The organism is Marinobacter sp. F4216 (assembly GCF_019931195.1).
Classification (GTDB): domain Bacteria; phylum Pseudomonadota; class Gammaproteobacteria; order Pseudomonadales; family Oleiphilaceae; genus Marinobacter; species Marinobacter suaedae.
Genome location: NZ_JAIOUO010000008.1, coordinates 26,317 through 47,870, shown reverse-complemented (window position 1 = coordinate 47,870; position 21,554 = coordinate 26,317). Strand labels below are relative to the sequence as shown.

At 57.7% G+C, this 21,554-nt stretch carries 16 protein-coding genes; 11 read left to right on the top strand and 5 right to left on the bottom strand.

The features are described from left to right. Nucleotides 1-3: 3 nt before the first annotated feature. A complete protein-coding gene (locus K8I84_RS15260) occupies nt 4-207 on the bottom strand; it encodes a DUF6316 family protein (protein WP_223795643.1) in 204 nt (67 codons plus the stop codon). Nucleotides 208-463: 256 nt separating this feature from the next. Here K8I84_RS15260 and K8I84_RS15255 point away from each other — a divergent pair, with 256 nt between their 5' ends. Then, nucleotides 464-1,144 carry a DUF2057 family protein gene (locus K8I84_RS15255; protein ID WP_223795642.1) on the top strand — a complete coding sequence of 227 codons (681 nt, stop codon included), beginning with the start codon at nt 464-466 and terminating at the stop codon, nt 1,142-1,144. 47 nt (nt 1,145-1,191) lie between these two features. On the opposite strand, the gene K8I84_RS15250 is transcribed toward K8I84_RS15255, so the two are convergent. Both K8I84_RS15250 and K8I84_RS15245 read right to left on the bottom strand, forming a co-directional pair. Further along, on the bottom strand, nt 1,192-2,718 hold the full coding sequence (locus K8I84_RS15250; RefSeq protein ID WP_223795641.1) for a WS/DGAT/MGAT family O-acyltransferase: 1,527 nt from the start codon (nt 2,716-2,718) through the stop codon (nt 1,192-1,194). Between the two features lie 97 nt (nt 2,719-2,815). Continuing rightward, complete coding sequence (locus K8I84_RS15245) at nt 2,816-3,739, bottom strand: LysR substrate-binding domain-containing protein (protein ID WP_223795640.1); 924 nt, start codon at nt 3,737-3,739, stop codon at nt 2,816-2,818. A 109-nt stretch (nt 3,740-3,848) separates the two neighbouring features. Between K8I84_RS15245 and K8I84_RS15240 the strand changes: the two genes are divergently transcribed. After that, a complete protein-coding gene (locus tag K8I84_RS15240; protein ID WP_223795639.1) occupies nt 3,849-4,835 on the top strand; it encodes a glutathione S-transferase family protein in 987 nt (328 codons plus the stop codon). Here the strand turns inward: K8I84_RS15240 and K8I84_RS15235 are convergent. Next, complete coding sequence (locus tag K8I84_RS15235; protein WP_223795638.1) at nt 4,828-5,796, bottom strand: polyprenyl synthetase family protein; 969 nt, start codon at nt 5,794-5,796, stop codon at nt 4,828-4,830. The two genes, K8I84_RS15240 and K8I84_RS15235, sit on opposite strands and share 8 nt — an antisense overlap. Before the next feature lie 242 nt (nt 5,797-6,038). On the opposite strand from K8I84_RS15235, the gene rplU reads away from it, so the two are divergent. The 5 genes from rplU (at nt 6,039) to K8I84_RS15210 (ending at nt 14,790) form a co-directional block, all read left to right on the top strand. Next, on the top strand, nt 6,039-6,350 hold the full coding sequence (rplU, locus tag K8I84_RS15230) for a 50S ribosomal protein L21 (protein ID WP_223795637.1): 312 nt from the start codon (nt 6,039-6,041) through the stop codon (nt 6,348-6,350). Nucleotides 6,351-6,386: 36 nt separating this feature from the next. Beyond that, nucleotides 6,387-6,647 (top strand): 50S ribosomal protein L27, encoded by a 261-nt coding sequence (gene rpmA, locus K8I84_RS15225; RefSeq protein WP_223795636.1) that lies wholly within the window; start codon nt 6,387-6,389, stop codon nt 6,645-6,647. 144 nt (nt 6,648-6,791) lie between these two features. Then, nucleotides 6,792-7,997, top strand: coding sequence for an Obg family GTPase CgtA (cgtA, locus tag K8I84_RS15220; protein WP_223795635.1), 1,206 nt, complete (start codon nt 6,792-6,794; stop codon nt 7,995-7,997). A gap of 21 nt (nt 7,998-8,018) precedes the next feature. Beyond that, the gene (gene proB, locus K8I84_RS15215; protein WP_223795634.1) at nt 8,019-9,143 is read left to right on the top strand and encodes a glutamate 5-kinase; all 1,125 of its coding nucleotides are present in this window, start codon (nt 8,019-8,021) and stop codon (nt 9,141-9,143) included. Nucleotides 9,144-9,606: 463 nt separating this feature from the next. Beyond that, nucleotides 9,607-14,790 carry a thrombospondin type 3 repeat-containing protein gene (locus tag K8I84_RS15210; RefSeq protein WP_223795633.1) on the top strand — a complete coding sequence of 1,728 codons (5,184 nt, stop codon included), beginning with the start codon at nt 9,607-9,609 and terminating at the stop codon, nt 14,788-14,790. Nucleotides 14,791-14,939: 149 nt separating this feature from the next. On the opposite strand, the gene rpsT is transcribed toward K8I84_RS15210, so the two are convergent. After that, nucleotides 14,940-15,209 (bottom strand): 30S ribosomal protein S20, encoded by a 270-nt coding sequence (rpsT, locus tag K8I84_RS15205; RefSeq protein WP_206645344.1) that lies wholly within the window; start codon nt 15,207-15,209, stop codon nt 14,940-14,942. 268 nt (nt 15,210-15,477) lie between these two features. On the opposite strand from rpsT, the gene murJ reads away from it, so the two are divergent. The 4 genes from murJ to lspA all read left to right on the top strand — a co-directional run bounded on the left by murJ (nt 15,478) and on the right by lspA (nt 21,552). Then, on the top strand, nt 15,478-17,058 hold the full coding sequence (murJ, locus tag K8I84_RS15200) for a murein biosynthesis integral membrane protein MurJ (RefSeq protein WP_223795632.1): 1,581 nt from the start codon (nt 15,478-15,480) through the stop codon (nt 17,056-17,058). 102 nt (nt 17,059-17,160) lie between these two features. Beyond that, nucleotides 17,161-18,132 (top strand): bifunctional riboflavin kinase/FAD synthetase, encoded by a 972-nt coding sequence (ribF, locus tag K8I84_RS15195; RefSeq protein WP_223795631.1) that lies wholly within the window; start codon nt 17,161-17,163, stop codon nt 18,130-18,132. A 70-nt stretch (nt 18,133-18,202) separates the two neighbouring features. After that, nucleotides 18,203-21,022, top strand: a complete 2,820-nt coding sequence (gene ileS / locus K8I84_RS15190) for an isoleucine--tRNA ligase (protein ID WP_223795630.1) — start codon at nt 18,203-18,205, stop codon at nt 21,020-21,022. Further along, entirely contained in the window at nt 21,022-21,552 is a 531-nt protein-coding gene (gene lspA, locus K8I84_RS15185; RefSeq protein WP_223795629.1) for a signal peptidase II, read from the top strand. The genes ileS and lspA overlap by 1 nt, the downstream gene beginning before the upstream one ends. Nucleotides 21,553-21,554: the final 2 nt, after the last annotated feature.

Sequence of the window (21,554 nt, the reverse complement as noted above, 5' to 3'; positions counted from 1 at the left end):
CCCTCAATGGGTGACCGCATCTTCTGGCAGCAGATTAACCACATGTAAGAAGCGGCGAAGGCCGGTTTCTGCACGTTCGCGGCTTGCGAAAGGCCCGCTGTCGAAACCTTCCCGTGTGGCAAAGTACCACTGGCTGCCAACGCTGAAGAAACGACTGCTTCTGAATGGGGTCGGGCCGGCTTCTCCGGTCCTGCGATGGGTATCCATATCTCCTCCAGTTCCCCAAGTGTCACCAAGGAGCCGAGCGGTTGCGCCTTTTGGCAGGCCTTCCTTCCAATTTAAACCAAAAAGCCCTGTGTTCAAGAAAGCGTTTCCGTTTTTGTGGACCACGGTATCCGCATTGCTGGCGCTGAAATGACTCACTTTCAGAGTTATACGTCGGCTTGCCCTCAGAGAGTTCACTCGTCAGAATGCTTTTTTGATTTCCCTCTCCCAACCAGTTCCGCCTACTCAAGGAGAATAAATGCGTACTTTTTCGAATCCGGCCGTTGTTCGGCGACCTGTGTGGCGACCGGTGCATGGTGCCCGCGCGCTGCTTTTCGCTCTGTTGGCTTTGGCGATCACCGGCTGTGCGTCCAGCGTGTCCAGGGTAGAAACCTGGGATGGCTCCCCGGCGGGTGCCTCTGATGCCGCCACGCTCAAGGCACCGGGTGAAATTCAGGTGTCTGAAGTGAACGGTCGCCGTGTCGGCAACTTCCTGATGGATGATCTTGCCCTGGATTATGCGCTGCTGCCGGGCCAGAACGAGGTCGTGTTTACCTACAAAACCATCTGGGCCAAGACAGAAGTGGTCGGCAACGGCGAGTCCAAAGTGCACGTGGTCGAAAGTAAACCGCAGGTGGTTCGTTTCGATGCCCAGCCCAACGAGGTGTACACCTTCCTGTTCGACAAGCCGGGCACGAAGGTTGAAGCCGAACAGATGATGGCAGGCTTTTCCGCAACGGTGGTTGGGGCTGATGGGATAGCGGTCGCCAAGTCTTCTGAGCGGGCCTTGGATCAGGTTGCCGCGCGAACGCCGGTTCCTGCGGCTACCGCTGCCCCGGTCGGCGGCACTGATGCGAGCGCACTTGATACGCTGAAGGCCGTGTGGGAAACCGCCTCCGAGGACGAGAAAAAAGCCTTCCTGCGCTGGGCTTTCGAATAACTCTGCAGCAAGACTCGGGGCCGCCCTTATTGGGTAGGCCCCTTTTTCTAGGGTCTCAGCCGGTGAATGGCTTTCTTGAGGGCCCCTTCCAATGCGTTCAGCACATCATCCGCAAGGGTGGGTTGTGTGGAATCTGCCTCTGTTTGTTGCAACGCTTCATCCCCCACATAGGCTGCTGCTTCCTCGATGGCCGACAGGCTGTCCTCAATGTAGCTGGCCAGTGACTCCCCGTTAGGGACTGCGTCGGGACACAGGGTGAAGTTGATGGTCAGTTGTCCCTGATAGCTGACCGCGACGATAACCAGTCCCAGGCCGTCGAACAGTGGTGCCGTGTTGTACTGCTGGACCAGTCGAGCGCCCTGGAGGTACAGAGGGACCTGAGGTCCCGGAACATTTGTGATCGGCAGGTTGAATGCAGGCTGGTAGCGTTGCGCCACCTGCAGCTCGGAGTAGAGCCGCGCCGACAGCGCCAGCAGGGTGGATGGCAGCAACTCGGTCAGGCGGTCGGCAGCAATCGCTTCCCGGTAAGGTTCGGACACCACAGCATTGCGGTGAATGTTGTGAATCCGGAGCGCCGGGTTGGGCTCGGTGGTGGCGAGATCCAGAAGCATTGCGGACATCTGGTTGCCGGTCGCCCGGCGAAGGCTGCTGGAGCGCACGGAAATGGGCGTCATCGCTACCAGCGACCGGCTGACATCGGCGCCCTGGTCATCCATGTAACGTCGGAGACTCTCGGCGCACAGTCCCAGCACCACATCATTGAGGGTCACGCTGCCCAGATTGGCCTTGACTGTTTTCAGCCGCGACAACGCCACCTGGCAAGAAATGATCTGGCGATTGGCAGTCACTTGCCGGTTGAACGGACTCTGGGGAGCAGAAAACAATGGAAATGGCATGGGGAGCTTTCGAAGCTGTTTCTGGACGATGCCCCGGGTGGTCGCTTCCATGGCGTTGATGGCCAGGGAGGTAAACTGAAGCGGCGTTTTCAGGAGGTTTGCGCCGGCTTGCAGTATCACCCGTTCCTCCGATGGGGCCGGGCGGGGGCTCCAGGGTCGGGGCGGGTGGACGGGGCGCGGCTCTGGCGTGTATTCCAGCAGCTTGCTGATGATGTCCTCACCACTGAAGGCGTCAATGGCCGCGTGGTGCAGTTTGACAATAAGCGCGAAACCACCGTCTTCAGATGTGTCATCCAGCTTGAATCCGTCGACAAACGTGATGTGCCACAGGGGGCGATCACGTTTGAGGGGCTCTTCCATGATCTTGGCCGCGAGTGTGGTGAGGTTATCCCTTGAGCCATGCCCACCCAGGCTGACATAGGCCAGGTGACGTTCGATGCTGAAGTCCGTGTCATCAATCCAGTAGGGGCGGCCCAGTCGCATGGGGATTTCTTTCAGGCGCTGGCGAAATACCGGAACCACGTGCAGGCGGCTGCGCAGATAGGCTACGAAGTTTCCGTAGCTCAGCGGGGTTGCCTGTTCACTGGCATCAAAGAGGTAAATCCCCCCGATGTGCATCGGGGTGGTTTCCGATTCCAGATACAAAAACGAGGCATCCAGTTCCGACAACTGACGCATCTATGGGCTCCATTACGGTTGGCGTTCGCGCAGTATAAACGAGTACGGGCGCCAGTCGCTTGGCTTATCCGTCGGTTTTTCTCATTTGAGCAGCCAGTTACACGGGGCTCTGGTGTGTCAGCCAGTCTGTCACTGAGGGATCGTTACTGAGCCGCTCCCAAAACCACGTCAGGGCCTTGCCCTGGGACTCACTGTGTCTTGCCAGGTGCAGCAGGACCGGTGGCCTGGGTTCGACAACGGCTTTGCTGACCAGGGTGCCGTGTTCCAGTTGTTCCCGGATTCGTCCCTGGGGCAGCCAGCCCACTGCCAGCCCGGAAACCTGCAGGGCTATTTTCTGGTCCACGTTGGCCACCGTCAGGGTACGCTGTTGGCTGAAAATGCCGGCGTGGCCGTGGGGCAGGGAGCGCGATGTGTCGGCTGCCACGGCCGCTGGATAGCGGGCAATATCCGCTTCGGTGAGCGGCTCCTGTGCGCTGGCCAGCGGATGATTCGGGGCAACGGCAAATTCGAACGGCATTTCCCCGAGCGGGTGGATGGTGTAGTGCCCGGCAGGCTTGCTCAGGTGATCGGCGCCCACCACCAGATCGACGCGATGGTCTTTCAGGGCATCCCAGGCGCCGGCGAATACCTCCTCGACGACCTGAACATCAACCGGAACACGGAGTTCGCAAAAGGCTCTCAGGGCGGGAAACAGGCAGTGGGCGGGTAACAGCGAATTGATGCCGATGCGCAGGCGGGTTTCCCAGCCCTGGGCCACCTGTCGGGTGGTGTGCGCCAGGTTCTCTGCGGCCTCCAGCAGCGAGCGCCCTTCCTCAAGAAGGTACCGGCCCGCTGGGGTGAGTGCTGCCCGGTGGCCACTGCGATCGAAGATGGCGACATCCAGGTCTTCTTCGAGTTTCTGAACGGTGTAACTGATGGCGGACGGCACCCGAAACAATTCATTGGCGGCGCCGGCGAAACTGCCTTTACGGTCAATAGCGTCGAGCACCTTCAGGGCGTCGATGGTGATGGCTGTATGCATGTTCGAATTATCTGAGGAAGTTGGCCAGAAATGCTTGTTTGAGAGGGTAGCAGGGTCGCCGGTATTCTGCTGGCTAATATTCCGTAAATGAACAGTAGGGAGGTGGCGCATGGGGCTGCTCGTCGATGGCAAGTGGCAGGATAAGTGGTACGACACGGATAAAACCGGCGGCAAATTTGAACGAGAGGCCGCTCGCTTTCGAAACTGGGTAACAGCAGGTGGTGAACCCGGCCCTCGGGGCGAAGGCGGATTTCCTGCAGAGAGTGGGCGCTACCATCTGTACGTGTCGATGGCGTGCCCCTGGGCGCACCGGACCCTGATTTTCCGCAAGCTGAAGGGGCTGGATGCCCATATTTCCATATCGGTTGTCAGTCCGGACATGCTGGAAAACGGCTGGGAATTCCGCCCCGGAGAGGATGCGCACGAGGATCACCTCTACGGCAGCCAGTTTATGCACCAGATCTACACCCGTGCAGCACCGGATTACACCGGGCGGGTGACGGTTCCTGTGCTCTGGGATCACCGGCGGGAAACCATTGTCAGCAATGAATCTGCTGAGATTATCCGTATGTTCAATTCGGCGTTTAACGGTATGGAAGGTGTGAAGGCCGGGCTGGACTTTTGCCCGGACACGCTTCGGGATGAAATTGATGAGATCAATGAGCGCGTCTATCACACCATCAATAACGGCGTGTACAAGGCGGGCTTCGCCACCGCGCAGGATAAATACGAAGTCGCCTACGACGAGTTGTTCGAATCGCTTGACTGGTTGGAGGACCGGCTCGGTAGTCAGCGGTATCTGGTGGGCGGCCAGTTAACCGAGGCAGACTGGCGGCTGTTCACAACGCTGGTGCGCTTCGATGCCGTGTATTTTGGGCACTTCAAGTGCAATCGGAACAGGATTTTGGATTTCCCGGCCCTGTCGGCCTATGTTCGTGACCTTTACCAGGTGCCGGGTGTCGCAGATACGGTGGATATGGGGCAGATCAAGCGCCATTACTATTTCAGTCACACCATGATCAACCCGACTCAGGTGGTACCGAAAGGGCCCGAGCAGAACTTCGACGCCCCGCACGGACGGGACAGGCTCAGTTAACTCGGGCGACTGCGAGTTCGCTCAGCAGAGCCATGGCGGTCTTGTGAGCTGATTCTTCCAGTGTGGAGAGGCAGTCTCTGGCTTTCTCCGATTCTTCGCGAGCCCGCTGCATGGTGTATTCAAGCGCTCCGGTGGTCTCCACGATGTCCCCGATGCGGGACAGGTCGTCGAGGCCGCCTTTGCGGATGGCCTGGCGAATCAGGTCAGCATCCTCTTTCTTGCCCGTCGCCATGGCTTGGATCAGGGGCAAGGTGACCTTGCCCTCGGCCAAGTCATCGCCCACGTTCTTGCCCATGGTTTCGGCATCGCCCCGGTAGTCGAGCACGTCGTCCACCAGTTGGAAGGCGAGCCCGAGGTGTTTGCCGTAGTCCCGCAGAGCCTTTTCCTGCGTTTCGTCCGCGCCGGCCAACAGTGCGCCGGTATGGGAAGCCGCTTCAAACAGCTTGGCGGTCTTGTCGTGAATGACCTTCATGTACTGATCTTCGGTCAGCTTGGGGTTCTTCACGTTCATCAGTTGCATCACCTCGCCCTCGGCGATGACCGCCGTGGCGTGGGATAGAACCTCCATGATGGCCAGGTTTTTCAGTTCCACCATCATCTCGAAAGCGCGCGCGTAGAGGAAATCCCCTACCAGCACACTCGGTGCATTGCCCCAGCGTGCGTTGGCGGTGCTGCGGCCCCGGCGCATGTCGGAGGTGTCCACCACATCATCGTGCAGAAGGGTGGCGGTATGCAGAAACTCGATGACCGCCGCAAGCTTCAGGTGGTCGTCTTTCTTGTAGCCCGCAGCCTGGCTGGAAAGCAGCACCAGCAGAGGTCTGAGGCGTTTTCCGCCACTTTCGACAAGGTATTGGGCGATCTTTTCCACCAGGGGAACCTCGGATCCAAGCCGCTCGAGAATGAGGTCGTTTACCCGGCTAAACTCCTCGGACACGGTGTCGTATATGCGCTCGGCTGTCATGCGGCTTGTGAATCCTTGATGCTGCGTTAGGTGGTTCTGAAATAAGCAAAAACAGGGCAGGTCGCGGCAATGCTAGGTATTACGGGCTTTAGTGTCAACTTGGCTTGTATTGCCCGGCGGCTTTTCGTACAATCACGCGCCCAACTCATCCCAACCTGCGCTCCCTGCTATAGGGTTGCCGAAGCGCTTCCCTTAGAACCAGGTGGATAAGAGCAGGGATGGGTCAATCGCGGAGAAGGTAAATGTACGCAGTTATTGTTAGCGGTGGTAAGCAGCACCGTGTGAAAGAAGGCGAAACTCTGAAGCTGGAAAAGCTGGAAGTTGAAACCGGTGGCAACGTTGAGTTCGATCGCGTTCTGCTGGTCGCCGACGGTGACAACGTTAAGGTCGGTGCTCCGGTCGTTGACGGTGCCAAGGTTACCGCTGAAGTGGTTAGCCACGGTCGTCACGATAAAGTGAACATCATCAAGTTCCGTCGTCGTAAGCATCACATGAAGCGTCAGGGCCACCGTCAGTGGTTTACTGAAGTTAAGATCACGGGTATCCAGGGCTAAGGCTCTCGAATTACCCCTTAGATAAGGAGGCTGGTAATGGCTCATAAGAAGGCAGCAGGTAGTACCCGTAACGGTCGCGATTCCGAGTCGAAACGACTTGGTGTCAAGCGCTTCGGCGGCGAAGCTGTATCTGCAGGCAGCATCATCGTTCGTCAGCGCGGCACCCGTTTCCACGCTGGTAGCAACGTAGGCATTGGCAAGGACCACACCCTGTTTGCAAAAGCAGACGGCCAGGTGAAGTTCGAAACCAAAGGCCCGCAGAACCGCAAGTTCGTGAGCATCGTTCCGGCTGCGTAAGCAGCGGCGATCCGGTTCTGTCGAACCTTGGGTAGCATTGATATCCTGATATAGTCAGTGATCAATGATGCCAGGAGCCCCGCAAAGCTTCCCTGAGGCTGCGGGGCTTTTTTCGTTTAAGCGCGAAGCGCAAAGGGTTAAACCATGAAATTCGTAGACGAAGCCACCATCATCGTTGAAGCCGGCAAGGGCGGGCATGGCTGTCTCAGTTTCCGGCGGGAAAAATACGTGCCCAAGGGCGGTCCCGACGGCGGGGATGGTGGTGACGGTGGCTCCGTATATCTGGAGGCGGACGAGGCGCTCAATACGCTGATCGATTATCGCTTCCAGCGTAAGCACAAAGCGCAGAACGGTGAGCCGGGCTCCGGGCGCAACTGTACCGGGACCAAGGGCGAGGATCTTGTGTTGCCGGTACCGGTGGGCACGACTGTGGTTGACATGGATACCCATGAGGTACTCGGCGATCTGACCAAAATTGGTCAGCGTCTGAAGGTGGCCCAGGGCGGTTTTCATGGGCTGGGCAATACCCGCTTCAAGTCCTCGGTAAACCGGGCGCCTCGCCAGACCACCAAAGGCTCCGAAGGCGAACTGCGCAACCTTCGTCTCGAGCTGAAGGTGCTGGCCGACGTGGGCTTGCTGGGGATGCCTAATGCGGGCAAGTCGACCTTCATTCGTTCTGTATCTGCTGCTCGTCCCAAGGTGGCGGATTACCCGTTTACCACGCTGGTGCCCAACCTGGGTGTGGTGAGCGTGCAGGCGCACCAGAGCTTTGTCATTGCCGATATTCCGGGGTTGATCGAAGGCGCGGCCGAGGGTGCGGGGCTGGGTATCCGTTTCCTCAAGCATCTGGTCAGAACCCGGCTGCTGCTGCACCTGGTGGATGTTGCCCCCTACGACGGCTCATCCCCGGTCGAGTCGGTCCGCGCTATCGAGCATGAGCTGGAAAAGTTCAGCGAAACCCTGGCGAACCGGGAGCGCTGGCTGGTGCTCAACAAGGTGGATATGGTCGCGGAAGAAGATCGCGACGCCCAGTGTCAGGCCATCATTGACGAACTTGACTGGCAGGGGCCGGTGTTCCGTATTTCCGCGCTCAGTGGCGAAGGGACCAAGCCTCTGGTTCAGGCGGTGATGCGCTGGATTGAGGAGCAGGCCGAGGAAGAGGCGCAGAATCCTGAGTTTGCCGAGCGCGAAGCGGCGCGGCGTCGCCGGATGGATGAAGAGGCCCGGGCCCGAATCCAGGCAGAGCGGGAGGCTCGCCGGGCTGCCCGCGAAGATGGCGCTGAGGATGATGACGATGACGACTTTGATGACGACGATTACGACGTTGAAGTGGTCTACGCCCCGGAATAATAAGAGAGAAGCACGCGCGTTATGAGTGAACGTACCCAGCTGCGCCAGGCCCGTCGTCTGGTGATCAAGATCGGAAGTGCCTTGCTGACCAACGATGGCAAAGGTCTCGACGTGGCATCGCTGGGTTTGTGGGTGGACCAGATTGCCGAGCTGATCAGCAGTGGTGTGGAAGTCGTAATTGTCTCCTCCGGGTCCGTGGCTGAAGGCATGAGCCGGCTGGGGTGGTCGGAGCGGCCGCAACAGTTACACCTTTTGCAGGCTGCTGCGGCAACCGGGCAGATGGGGCTGGTACAGACCTGGGAAGCCCAGTTCAAACGCCACGGGCTGCACAGTGCCCAGATTCTTCTTACCCATGATGATCTGTCGGATCGTAAGCGCTACCTCAACGGCCGCAGTACCCTTCGTGCACTACTGGATGTGGGTGTGGTGCCCATCGTGAACGAAAACGACACGGTGGTTACCGACGAGATTCGCTTCGGTGACAACGACACGCTGGGCGCTCTGGTCGCGAACCTGATCGAAGCCGATGGCCTGATTATTCTGACCGACCAGCTCGGGCTCTTTGATAAGGATCCCCGAAAGCACGACGATGCCTCCCTGGTGACCGAGTGCAAAGCAAGCGATTCGTCGCTGGATGCCATGGCTGGCGGTGGCGCCGGAGCGCTGGGACGCGGTGGCATGCTCACCAAGCTGAGGGCAGCCCGGTTGGCGGCTCGTTCCGGCGCTTTCACGGTGATTGTCGGTGGTCGAATCGAGCACGTGGTCACTCGCCTGCGTGAAGGCGAGGTGCTGGGTACCTTGCTTTTGCCCGAGCAGGGCCGAACCGCGGCACGCAAGCAGTGGCTGGCGAGTCACCTCCAAACCCGCGGAAAGCTGGTTCTGGATGATGGCGCGGTCCGCATGGTGTGCCTCAACGGGCGCAGCCTTTTGCCGGTGGGTGTGAAAGAGGTGTCGGGCACATTTCGTCGCGGGGAAATGGTGTCTTGCGTGGATCTCTCCGGCAAGGAGGTGGCCCGGGGGCTGGTTAACTACGATGCGGCGGAGGCTCGAGCGATTGCAGGCCAGTCCAGTGATCGCATTGTTGAGGTTCTCGGCTATGCGTCGGGTGAAGAGATGATTCACCGGGATAATCTGGTGGTTGTCTGATGAGTCTCTGGGGCCGTCCTTGTGGTGGTTCCAGCGGCTCGTATTGAAGCATCCTGTCAGTCTAATTCGTAGTCAGCTCATACTCTCAAGCCTTTCCCGTTACCTCCCGGCTGAGCCTCGGGGCTCAGGTTTTCCTGACCGTCAAAAGAAGCGTATTGCGCTTTCTGCATCATTGGCCCTGCAACCACAGTGTTTTATCCATTTCCTGCATGGCACGCTTGGCGCCGTCGATAAGCAGCGGATGATCAGCGGCATTGGGAAATAGTATGAACTACGTCTCATTTTATGGGCGTTGCTTCGATTTATTGCCTTTACCTGCTGACCCTGCCCGTTCTTTACACTATACCTTCTTGATGTAACAAAAATTTAACAATGGACTGCGTGCGGCCTAACCGTTAGATGTCCTCGCATTTGAGGCGGTAAGGAGCGGTTACTGGCAGGCAGCAAGATGACGTGAGGGAATATGTCGACTCTAAGGGAAGGCCTGTCGGGTGCTGAAGAATTCCGGTTTGTAAATTCCGGTTGTCAGGTGGCGCAGGGAATCAGAGTTGTATTGGTGCTGTTACTGGCTCTTGCGCTCTCTGCTTGCGGTGGGGATTCCGGCGAATCTGATTCTGGCTCGGTTGAGGTGAGTGCAGGAGAATTGCCGGCAATTTCCAAAGTTGCCTCCCTGAGTCGAAACTATGTTGAAGTTGAGTTCGCTCAACCCGCGGATACTGATGCCTCGGGTAATCCTCTGAACTACAACGTCACGTTGTCGAACGGAAACCGGGTGGTTGTGGTTGGCGCCTACCCGGGGCCAGACGGGAAAACAGTTCTGCTTCAGCTTGCTCCGGAGGAAGAGGATATCCAGTTGATTCCGAACGGAACACTTCAGCTGGATCTGGCGAATGTTAACGACGAGCCCGTTCTGTTCATCGGTGATGGCAGCGAGGAGCCGCGGCTGCTGGCACTCACGTCCCTCAGTGACACCGTTGTGTTTTTGCGGTTCAGTGAGCCGGTTTCGGATGCGGCCGGTGACATCAAGAACTATCGCCTGACCTCCTATGCCGGCAACGGTCTCAAAATTACTCAGGTTGTCTTGGGCGCTGAGGCAGATACCGTTGTCTTGACCACAGAGTCTCAGAATGACGCCTACTACGATCTCGAACTGAGCAAGGTGACCGGCCTCGTGAGCGGTCTGCCACTGTATATGCTGCCTTCCGACAAGAGCTTCCTGGGCATGTCCCTTGAGACCGCGATTGCGGAGCCGCCGTCCTTGGTCAGCGCGGCATCGCTGGATAACACCCATGTGCAGGTCACCTTCAGCAAGCCGATGAGCGAGCAGACGCCAGGCTCTGCAACTTTCTCTATTACCCAGGCCAATGTGAACCCTGAGTCCGGCGTTCTGGCGGTGCTTGAGGCTCGGTTTGCCAGTGCCGATCGTCGGGTTGTTGAGCTTGCCACCCGTTCCCAGAGTGAGCTGACTTATCAGGTTGCTGTAACCAACGCTACCGACATGTATGGCCAGCAGTTGAAGGTTAACGATGGTGTGGTCTCATTCCAGACCGCCAACACGGCGATTTTTGCCGGAACGCCGGCGCATGCGCTTGAGCTGGTGGACACCGATGGCGACGGCCTTTACGACAGTGAAGAACAAGCCGGTACCTCGGTTATTGTTGAGCTTGCAAACGGTGAGATCGTCACGCGTCAGGTGACCAGTGATCCAGACCGGGCGGACACCGATGGCGATGGCGTTGATGATTTCGTTGAGCTGCAGTTCGGTATGAACCCTCGGGCAACCGACACCGATGGGGATACTCTCGACGACAATCTGGAGCTTAACATCGTGTACAGTAATCCGTTCGCTCAGGATACTGACCTGGACGGACTGCCGGATGGCTGGGAGCACTTTGATCTCGGGACCTCGCCAGTGCTGGCGGATACCGATGGTGATCAGCTCGACGACTACCGGGAGCTGTTCGAGCTGAACCGGAATCCGCGGATTTCCGACGTACCCAAGGTGGCAATTAGCGTGGGCGACGTTCGGCTTCAGCTTGACGAGCGGTTCAGCTATACCGACGAAACCGGTGAGGTGGTCACGGAAGAATCGAATACCAGCACGACGCTGACAAAGAGTGAAAATACTTCGTTTTCCAAATCCGACAGCCAAACCGATGAGTTTGGGGGCGGAGGCGGTATTCGTACTGGTATTGGTTCCGGCAACTTCTTTGGTGGTGGAAACAACAATGTTTCTGGAGGGATTGAGGTTACAGGCTACGGTTACTATACCGGCACCAATAACTGGCAAAGCGAACGTAGTTCAGCCCGCGAATCGCAGCAAGCTTATGAACAATCCCTGGCCAAAGGTCAAGAGTTAAGCAGCACTCAAACGGTCACTCGCGAAGTGATTGGCGCCAGCATTGATGTACCCCTGAGTATCACTAATGAAGGTAATGTGCCCTTTACCCTGCGCAATCTGGAGGTGACCGTTTTGCAGCAGGTGGGGGGGCGTGACACCTTTTTGCCGGTGGCAACACTGGTATCGAGTTCCGAGCTGGCCACTGGAACTCCGCTGTCGATTAATCTGGGCGGCAACTCAAACGAGCGGGGTCCCTTTCTGTTCAGCAGTCGCGAGGTGTTCCCCAATCTGGTCGAGAGTCTGATGCGTAACCCCGCCTCCCTGGTGTTTCGCGTCGCCAATTACGATGTCGAGGATGAGTTGGGGCGTAACTATACGTTTATCAGCCAGGTAGCACGGGACCGCACCGGCAGTATCGTATTGGACTTCGGCGATGCCGGTGCGGCAGAAAACTACCTGTTGGCGACCGCCGGGGTGCTGCAAGACGATCAGTATCTGGGCGGATTCAGTCCGTCGGGGCGTGCGCTCGGTCTGCCCCTGAGTTACCTGTTGGAATCGACCATTGGCTTGCCGCGACACCAGACCAGTCAGGACTATATTTCCGCCGGCTTTGATGGCGTTCTGAATACTGCCGCCCAGGGCGACGATGTTCTGGACGTGGATGCAGGGGTGATTCGCGCGGGTGCGAACGGTTGGCTGGAGACCTCGCCGGGTGGTGACGATTACATTGCCAACCCGACCGGTGTTAGCGGTATTGTCGCTGGTTTGAATAAAGCGGCGAACAGTATCGCCCAGGGCGACGATATTCAGCTGGTCCCCGTGGGCACAGATGGCTTGAGCCTCGGCACCATTGTGATTGGCCCCGGTGAAAACGGGGTGCTGGATACTCCGGCCAGAGACGATGACATCGTTGATTTTATTGGCGGATATGAAACTAGTCGCACTTGCTCTGCATTCTCGGAGAACGCGGGTACTATTTGCCGGGTTGATGGCGAATGCGTGAGCGGTACCTGCAGCGGCCCGCAGAAGCTGGCCCGAATCAAGTCTTTGCGTAATGGCGACTTCAACAGGGGGTGGGTGATCCTGACCTCCGGTCAACTGCCGGATGCGGCCGATTTTGATCAGATTACTGTTGAGCCGGGTAACAACCTCAGCCTCGCGTTCCTGCAGGACCTGGATGGTGATGGGCTGTTTGCCCGTAATGAGTTCCTGTTTGGTTCGACAGACAGTGACCGTGACCGCTTTGACAACGAGCTTTTTGGCCCGGCTTTCTCGGGGCAGGCGGGCTCCGATGGCGTACCGGATTCGGTGGACAGCGACCAGGACGGGTTGAGCGACTTTGCGGAAGTGTTTGTTGGCTGGAAGGTCGCCGTAGACGGCGGAGCCCTGCGTCAGACCTTTTCGTCGCCCCGGTTTGGCGATACCGATGGCGATGGCCTTTGGGATGTTGAGGAGCAGGATCTGCGGGGCTTTTGCGAGCCGGGCGATAACCGTACGCAAGCGCTTTGTGCTTTCCAGGATGACGATCCGGTCAGTCAGGCGGACGCTATCGGTATTATTGCTGGTCCAAACAAGACGGCGGACACTACGGCCGTGGGCGATGATGAGCAATTGACACCACCGCAAACGGCCGGCCTGGCGTACGGTACACCGGTTATCGGGCCTGGTCCGAATGGCATTCTGGATACAGAGCTCGATGGCGATGACGTCTATGAAGCAGTCTCAAGTATTCCGCCGGCAACAGACCCTGCCGAGCCGGATACCGACCGGGACGGCATTCCAGATGCTGAGGAGCTGGGGGGAGTCGATGCGCTTCTGGCCATTATTGATGGTGGTGATGGTGTCGCGGACACCCTTGCCAGTGGCGACGATATCCAGCGAGCCTTTATCAACAACCCGGTTCCCGTCGGCAATGTGATTGTTCTGCCGGGATCCAATTCCATTATCGATAGCACCCCTGAAGGGGATGATGTATTGCGTCAAGCAGAGACGGTTCTGACAGATCCGCTTCGCCGCGACACCGATGATGACTCGGTGGCTGATGGTAGTGAAATTGTCCGCGGTTCTGACCCGACTGTGGATGATAGGGCGGATTTCTTTGACGCGGATCAGGATGGTTTGACCGATGGCGAGGAAGATTTGGGCTGGCTGGTTTCAGTCAATGGCGGTGCAGGGCGGCAGGTTACCTCCAGTAAGTCGTTGCCAGATACTGATTTCGACGGCTTACCGGATTTTGTCGAGCGCGATCTCCGTACGGATCCGCGCAGCGTAGACACCGATGGGGATACCATCAGTGATTATGACGAGGTGGCGGATTTGTCCAAGTACCTGAGCATTGCCGCGTTGTATCCGAACATGAACATCACATCGGCCAATACCGGTGGTTATGGTACGGATCCCAAAAAATCGGATAGTGACGGCGATGGCTTGCTGGATCAGGTCGAACTCATTTCGGGCTCGCGACTCCTTTTTCCTGGCGAGACAACCGCAACCACGATCTTTACGTCCCCTGTGTACCCGGATACCGATCTGGATGGTCTGAACGACGGTGATGAGATTGCTGCTCGGACGGATCCGACCAATGCGGATACCGATGGCGATGGTCGCACGGACGGGTCGGAGCTCACCGTGGGTACGGATCCGCTGGTTCCCGATGTTGCTTTCGAGGTCGTTATGCGTGACATCATCATTAACAACCAATGCAAGGACGGCTCAGAAGGGAGTGCTGATGAGCAAGCAGGCGAGGTGATGTGGTGGGTTGTGGTGGAAGACCCTCAGACCGGTCAGAAGAAATTACTCTCTGACGCGCTGGATGCCGAAGCGTTTCAGAATAGTGATGAAGACCTGGGGGCCATTTTCTACCAGCCAGCGACCTTTGATGGCGTAAATTATGACCTGAGGGACCGAGTGCCTCCTAATGTACCGGACCGTAGTGCAGATGAACGTCGTGCCTGCTACTACAAGCGTGTTTGGAGCCAAAGTACCTGGTTGCAGTTGGAGGATTCATGGGTTGGGCAATCTAACTTAGTAAATGTGCTGAGCTTGAAGCCCGGAGAATCGTTTGGCATCCAGGCGGCATTTCTTGAGGCAGATGCCTTTATCTCGGATGATTGCGGCACCGCGCCCAATTTCATTCCTTCAACGATCACTGCGAGTGAGATCCATAAAACGCTTCGCAAGCGGTACAGCTATGACGATCTGGCTGGTTCGGGAGGTATCTCCCTGACCGGGGCCGATGCAAACGATGTGGTTAACAAAAGCACCTGCAATATCGATTTCCGGATTGATATCGAGATAGTGCGTTAACCATCTGGTAGCTGGTCTGTCCTTGTGGGCAGATCGCTTCAAGGGTTTTTTATCGTGAGGTCAGGGGTGGGCTTGCTGGCTTTTATCGGAAACTGACACAAAAAAACCGGCCATTTGGCCGGTTTTTTCAGTTCTGAAGGAAAGCTCGCTTACGCGCTCTTCAGAGCCTTAATCTTGGCGCTCAGGCGGCTCTTGCTGCGAGCAACCTTGTTCTTGGCGAAGATGCCCTTGTTGACCATGCTGTCCAGGATAGGCTGGGCCTTCTGGAAAGCGGCCTGCGCTTCTTCGTAGTTACCGGCTTCGATAGTCGCCTGTACTTTCTTCACGTAGGTACGAGCCATGGAACGCAGGCTTGCGTTGTGCTTGCGGTTTTTCTCGTTCTGACGAGCGCGCTTCTTGGCTTGCGGGGAATTTGCCACCGTAAAACTCCTGAAAGTTCTGTATTCGTTGCTGAGTGATTCGTTACATCACGGGCGCGCCAAAAACAGCGCGTCGAAATAAATGACGCGGAACTATGCCGCCGAAACCCCGAAATGTCAAGACTAAAACCCAATTCATGCCGCGGCCCGCAAGGCCTGTGTTACACTCGCGGCACGCTTTGGCAGGGGGTGGACGGAAGCACGTAATTCCCGAAATGCCACTTAGTTTTTCCTTTTAGTCGATTGCTCAGGACCAGACCAGCACGCCATGTCATCGCAACCAGAGAATTCCCCGGAAAAACACCAGCCGCCCAGGGCCCCGGGACTGCTCAGATCTTCCGGCGTGGTCGGTGTCATGACCATGCTGTCCCGGGTGCTGGGGTTGGTGCGGGATATGGTTATCGCCCGCTATTTTGGCGCCGGCGCCGGGGCGGATGCTTTTTTCGTGGCCTTCAAGATTCCCAACTTTTTGCGCCGGCTGTTTGCCGAAGGGGCCTTTTCCCAGGCCTTTGTGCCGGTGCTGTCGTCCTATCGGGAAAAGCAGGATATCTCGGACGTAAAGCGTCTGGTGGATGCGGTGGCGGGATCGCTCGGGGTGGTTTTGCTGGCGGTCACTCTGGTGGCCATGTTGGGGGCACCGGTATTGACGGCGGTGTTTGCCCCCGGGTTTCTTGATGACGACCTGAAGTTTTCCCTCACCAGCGACATGCTGCGTATCACCTTTCCTTATTTACTGCTGATATCGCTGACTGCATTTGCTGGTGGAATACTTAACAGCTATGACCGGTTTGCGATACCTGCGTTTACCCCGGTGCTGCTGAATCTTGCCATGATTGGCGCTGCGATTTTTTTGACGCCTTTAATGGATGAGCCAGTGCTGGCATTGGCCTGGGGTGTGCTGATTGCCGGGGCGCTGCAGCTGTTTTTCCAGTTGCCTTTCCTTATGCGTCTTGGTCTGTTGCCTCGTCCCCGGGTGGATTATCGCCATGAAGGCGTGTCCCGGATTCTGAAGCTGATGGCACCGGCTCTGTTCGGCGTTTCCGTCAGTCAGGTGAATCTGCTGCTCGATACGGTCTTGGCGTCGTTCCTCCAGACCGGCAGCGTCTCATGGCTCTATTACTCGGACCGGTTGTCGGAGTTGCCGCTCGGGGTGTTCGGGATCGCCATTGCTACCGTCATTCTCCCGAGCCTGTCCCGCAAGCATGCGGCGGCCTCTGCGGACCAATTCGCTGCCACCCTGGACTGGGCGGTTCGCGCCGTCTTGCTGATCGGGTTGCCCGCTGCGCTGGCGCTTGCTTTATTGGCGGAGCCGCTGATCGCCACGCTGTTTCATTACGGCGCGGTTACCGATCGTGATGTGATGATGTCAGCCCAGAGTCTCAGGGCGTATTCCGCCGGTCTGCTGGCGTTCATGCTCATCAAGGTGCTGGCGCCGGGTTTCTTCGCCCGGGAGAATACCCGCACACCGGTCAAGATTGGCATCATCGCCATGGTGGCGAACATGGTGTTCAATCTGATCCTGATTTTCCCGCTGGCCCACGCGGGGCTGGCTTTGGCCACATCGTTGTCGGCCTGGCTGAACGGCTTTTTGCTCTGGCGGGGGCTGCGCAAAGAAGGTGCCTGGCAGAGTCAGTCCGGTTGGCCCAGGTTCCTTGTCCAGTTGGCGGTGGCTAATTCGGTGTTGGCTGCGGTGATTCTCTGGCTCAAGGCACCGGTGAATGTCTGGCTGGCGGCAGGTGGTTTTGATCGGGCTGCGGATATGGCGGTGCTGGTGTCGGCCGGTGTTGGCGCTTACTTCCTCTCGCTCGCCGTGGTAGGGGTGCGGGTAAGACATTTTCGCCACAGGTAGGGTATAATCGCGCGTTTTCTCACCAATGGGTCCGTCGCATGGGCTCGAAGGCAGGGAAGCGAAAACACCAAAAGCCAGCTGGCAATTGAAGGTTTGCATTGCATGCGTCTTATCCGAGGTCTCGCCAACCTGAAACAACTCGCCCAACAGGCGGATTCACCACTGGCCAGCGGCTGCGTGGCGACCATCGGTAATTTCGATGGTGTGCATATCGGTCACCAGACCATTTTGCAGCAAGTAAAAGAGAAGGCCGCCAGTCTGGGATTGCCGTCCGTGGTAATGGTGTTTGAGCCGCAGCCCCGGGAGTTTTTTCAGGGCGATCAGGCGCCGCCCCGTTTGATGTCTTTTCGCCAGAAGTTCGAAGCGTTGACCGCTGCGGGCGTGGACTACGTATTGTGCCTTAACTTCAATGGTCGTTTTCGCCGCCTGACCAGCCAGGCCTTTATTGAAGAGGTGTTGGTGGATGGCCTGGGTGTTCGTCATCTGGTGGTGGGAGACGACTTCCGTTTTGGCTGCGACCGTACGGGCGACTTCATGCTGCTGCGGGAAACCGGACGGACCAAGGGGTTTACGGTGGAAAATACCCGGACAGTCACCCTGGATGGTGAACGGGTAAGCAGCACCCGGATTCGTGAGTGCTTGAACGTGAATCGCCTGGAAGAAGCGGAAACCCTGCTTGGGCATCCTTACCGGATTCGCGGCACTGTGGTTTATGGGCGCCAGCTTGGACGGGAAATCGGTGCGCCGACTGCAAATATCCGTTTGAAGCGTATGGCACCCTTACAGGGTGTGTATGTGGTCAGCGCGACACTGGATGACGGTTCGGTATACGATGGCGTCGCCAACATCGGCCTTCGTCCTACGGTAGATGGCAAGCAGCCGGCACTCGAAGTGCACCTGTTTGACTTTACTGGCACACTTTATGGCCGCCACATTGAGGTGGTTTTCCGCCACGGGCTGCGGGAAGAAATCCGTTTTGCCTCCGTGGATGCGCTGAAGCAACAGATCGCCAAAGACTTTGAAGCTGGCCGGGCCTGGCTTGCTGAACATGGCTCCGCCCGGGCAACAAGCTGAACAACGCCGGATAACACCGGCACAATTGATGACTGACCGAAACTGACCTGAAAGAGTACGCACAGAGACCATGAGCGACTACAAAGATACCCTGAATCTGCCGGAAACCGCGTTTCCCATGCGTGGTAACCTGGCCAAGCGTGAGCCCGAGATGCTCAAGCGCTGGCAGGACCTGGATGTCTACGGCAACCTGCGCAAGCAGCGTGAAGGTCGGGACAAGTTCATTCTTCACGATGGCCCTCCTTACGCCAACGGCAGCATTCATATCGGTCACGCGGTCAATAAGATTCTCAAGGACATGATCGTCAAGTCCCGCGGTTTCATGGGCTTCGACGCGCCCTACGTGCCGGGATGGGACTGTCATGGCCTGCCGATCGAGCACAAGGTCGAGCAGGAAATTGGTAAAGCCGGCGTGAAGGTGGACTACAAGACTTTTCGCCAGGCGTGTCGCGACTATGCCGCCAAGCAGGTGGAAGGCCAGAAAACCGATTTTATCCGCCTGGGTGTGATGGGTGAGTGGGACAAGCCTTACCTGACCATGGACCCGAAGGTTGAGGCAGGCATTGTCCGCGCCCTCGGCAAGATCGTTGCCAATGGTCACCTGGTTCGTGGTTACAAGCCCGTCTACTGGAGTGTGGTTGGTCAGTCCGCACTGGCAGAGGCCGAGGTTGAATACCAGGACAAGACATCGACCCAGATTGACGTGCGTTTCACTGCGGTGGATCAGGATAAGACGTTGGCCCTGTTCGATACCCGGAAAGGTGAGGGAAGTGTTTCCGTGGTGATCTGGACCACCACGCCCTGGACTATTCCGGCCAACCAGGCGGTATCCCTGAACGCTGATCTCCAATACGCGCTGGTTCAGACCGATGTTGGCCATGGTCCCGAGCGCCTGATTCTGGCGGCGGACATGGTCGACGGCATCATGAGTCGCTGGGAAGTTGAGGCTTTCGAGGTGCTGGCCACTTGTGCCGGTTCGGATCTCGAAAACCTGGCCCTGCAACACCCGTTCTACGACAAGCAGGTACCGGTGATTCTGGGCGACCACGTCTCTACGGATGCCGGTACTGGCGCCGTTCATACCGCGCCGGATCACGGTCTGGAAGACTTTGAGGTGGGCAAGGCTTACGGTATCGATACCCTGAACCTGGTGCAGGCCGACGGTACCTACACCAGTGCTGCCGGCGAACTGGCCGGTATTCATGTCTACAAGGCGGACGAACCTGTGTGTGCCGCGCTGGAACGGGAAGGCAAACTGGTGCGTTCCGAGAAGTTCCGGCACAGCTATCCGCACTGCTGGCGAACCAAGACCCCGCTGATCTACCGCGCCACGCCGCAGTGGTTCATCAGTATGGACAAGAAGTACCTCCGTGCCGACGCGCTTGAGGCCATCCAGGGTGTTCGCTGGGTGCCGGGCTGGGGTAAAAACCGTATCGAAGCCATGTTCGAGCAATCCCCGGACTGGTGTATCTCCCGTCAGCGTACCTGGGGTGTTCCGATTACCCTGTTTGTTCACAAGGAAACCCAGGATCTGCATCCGGACACCGAGCGTCTCATCGAGCGCGTGGCCGAGCACATCGAAACCGACGGTATCGATGCCTGGTACGACCTGGACGCGAAAACCCTGCTGGGTGACGATGCCGATCAGTATGAGAAAGTCACGGATACCCTGGATGTCTGGTTTGACTCCGGCGTGACTCACGATTCTGTCCTCCGGGCACGGCCTGAACTGGGGCAGTTCCCGGCGGATATGTATCTGGAAGGTTCCGATCAGCACCGTGGCTGGTTCCAGTCTTCGTTGAAAACGTCCATCGCCATGAATGGCGTCGCACCCTACAAGCAGGTGCTGACTCATGGTTTCACCGTTGATGGCAAAGGGCACAAGATGTCCAAATCCCTTGGCAACGTCATCGCGCCCCAAGAAGTGATGAATGAGCTGGGCGCGGATATCCTTCGCCTGTGGGTGGCCGCCACCGACTACAGCGGCGAGATGACCGTGTCCAAGGATATCCTGCGCCAGACCGCGGATGGCTACCGCCGGATCCGTAACACCGCACGCTTCCTGTTAAGCAACCTGACCGGCTTCGATCCGGAACAGCACATGGTTGCCCCGAAGGAGATGATCGCACTGGATCGTTGGATGGTGGATCGGACGCTTCAGTTACAGAACGAATTGCGGGAAGACTACGAGAACTACGCGTTCCTGCGGATCTATCAGAAAGTGTACAACTTCTGTGAGGCGACCCTTGGCGGCTTCTATCTGGATATCATCAAGGATCGCCAGTACACCACTCCGGCGGACAGTCTGGCGCGCCGGTCCTGCCAGACCGCTCTGTACCATGTGGCTGAAGCCATGGTGCGCTGGATTGCGCCGATCCTGAGCTTCACGGCCGACGAGATCTGGCAGCACCTCCCGGGTGAGCGAGGCGATACCGTGTTCTACGAAACCTGGTATGAGGGCCTGAAGGCATTGCCGGATAACGCCGAGCTGGGTCGCGATTACTGGCGCGATATCTTCGGTGTGAAGGAAGCCGTCAACAAGTGCCTGGAAGATGCGCGTGCCCGGGGTGAAATCAAAGGCTCCCTGAGTGCCGAAGTCACGCTGTACTGCGAGGGTGACCTGGCCGCAAACCTGAAGCATCTGGGTTCCGAACTGCGTTTCGTGTTGATCACCTCCGAAGCGACGGTTAAGCCAGTGTCCGAGGCGGGCGATGCCGAGTTGACCGGGTATGAAGGCCTGCGTGTGGCGGTTACCCCCGCTTCTCACGACAAGTGCGAGCGCTGCTGGCACCACCGCGAGGATGTCGGTCGCAACGCCAAGTACAAGGATCTTTGCAGCCGCTGCGTGACCAACATCGAAGGGCCGGGTGAGGCCCGTTCGTTCGCCTGATGGATACGGCAATGACAGAAACGCAGACAACCGGAAGCAAGCTCAAATGGCTCTGGCTCGCGGTGCTGGTGATCATTATTGATCTAGGCACCAAGGCCATGGCCACTGCCATGCTGACCTACGCGACACCGGTGCCTGTGTTCCCCATGTTTAATCTGACGCTGTTGCACAACACTGGCGCAGCGTTCAGTTTCCTGGCCGGGGCAGATGGCTGGCAGCGCTGGTTCTTCGTGGTCCTGGCGCTTGGGGTCAGTTGCGTACTGGTGTACTGGCTGCGCAATCTGAAGCGCCATGAAACCTGGATGGCGGTGGCCATCGTACTCATTCTTGGCGGGGCCTTGGGTAATGTGTACGACCGGGTTGTCCACGGGTACGTGGTGGATTTCCTGCATTTTTACTGGCGCGACTGGCATTTTCCGGCGTTTAACATTGCCGATACGGCCATCACCATCGGCGCCGCGATGATGATTCTGGATATGTTTCGCAACTCCGACCGTGAAGGTGACGGGGATGCGGAGAGGAGCGAATAATT

Bases quoted from the DNA above. Each gene is read 5' to 3' on its own strand.
- proB (WP_223795634.1), top strand. From the start codon at position 8,019: ATGAGTGAACGTACCCAGCTGCGCCAGGCCCGTCGTCTGGTGATCAAG.
- rpmA (WP_223795636.1), top strand. From the start codon at position 6,387: ATGGCTCATAAGAAGGCAGCAGGTAGTACCCGTAACGGTCGCGATTCC.
- lspA (WP_223795629.1), top strand. From the start codon at position 21,022: ATGGATACGGCAATGACAGAAACGCAGACAACCGGAAGCAAGCTCAAA.
- K8I84_RS15240 (WP_223795639.1), top strand. From the start codon at position 3,849: ATGGGGCTGCTCGTCGATGGCAAGTGGCAGGATAAGTGGTACGACACG.
- K8I84_RS15255 (WP_223795642.1), top strand. From the start codon at position 464: ATGCGTACTTTTTCGAATCCGGCCGTTGTTCGGCGACCTGTGTGGCGA.
- rplU (WP_223795637.1), top strand. From the start codon at position 6,039: ATGTACGCAGTTATTGTTAGCGGTGGTAAGCAGCACCGTGTGAAAGAA.
- ribF (WP_223795631.1), top strand. From the start codon at position 17,161: ATGCGTCTTATCCGAGGTCTCGCCAACCTGAAACAACTCGCCCAACAG.
- K8I84_RS15245 (WP_223795640.1), bottom strand. From the start codon at position 3,739: ATGCATACAGCCATCACCATCGACGCCCTGAAGGTGCTCGACGCTATT.
- murJ (WP_223795632.1), top strand. From the start codon at position 15,478: ATGTCATCGCAACCAGAGAATTCCCCGGAAAAACACCAGCCGCCCAGG.
- ileS (WP_223795630.1), top strand. From the start codon at position 18,203: ATGAGCGACTACAAAGATACCCTGAATCTGCCGGAAACCGCGTTTCCC.
- K8I84_RS15260 (WP_223795643.1), bottom strand. From the start codon at position 207: ATGGATACCCATCGCAGGACCGGAGAAGCCGGCCCGACCCCATTCAGA.
- K8I84_RS15235 (WP_223795638.1), bottom strand. From the start codon at position 5,796: ATGACAGCCGAGCGCATATACGACACCGTGTCCGAGGAGTTTAGCCGG.
- K8I84_RS15210 (WP_223795633.1), top strand. From the start codon at position 9,607: ATGTCGACTCTAAGGGAAGGCCTGTCGGGTGCTGAAGAATTCCGGTTT.
- cgtA (WP_223795635.1), top strand. From the start codon at position 6,792: ATGAAATTCGTAGACGAAGCCACCATCATCGTTGAAGCCGGCAAGGGC.
- K8I84_RS15250 (WP_223795641.1), bottom strand. From the start codon at position 2,718: ATGCGTCAGTTGTCGGAACTGGATGCCTCGTTTTTGTATCTGGAATCG.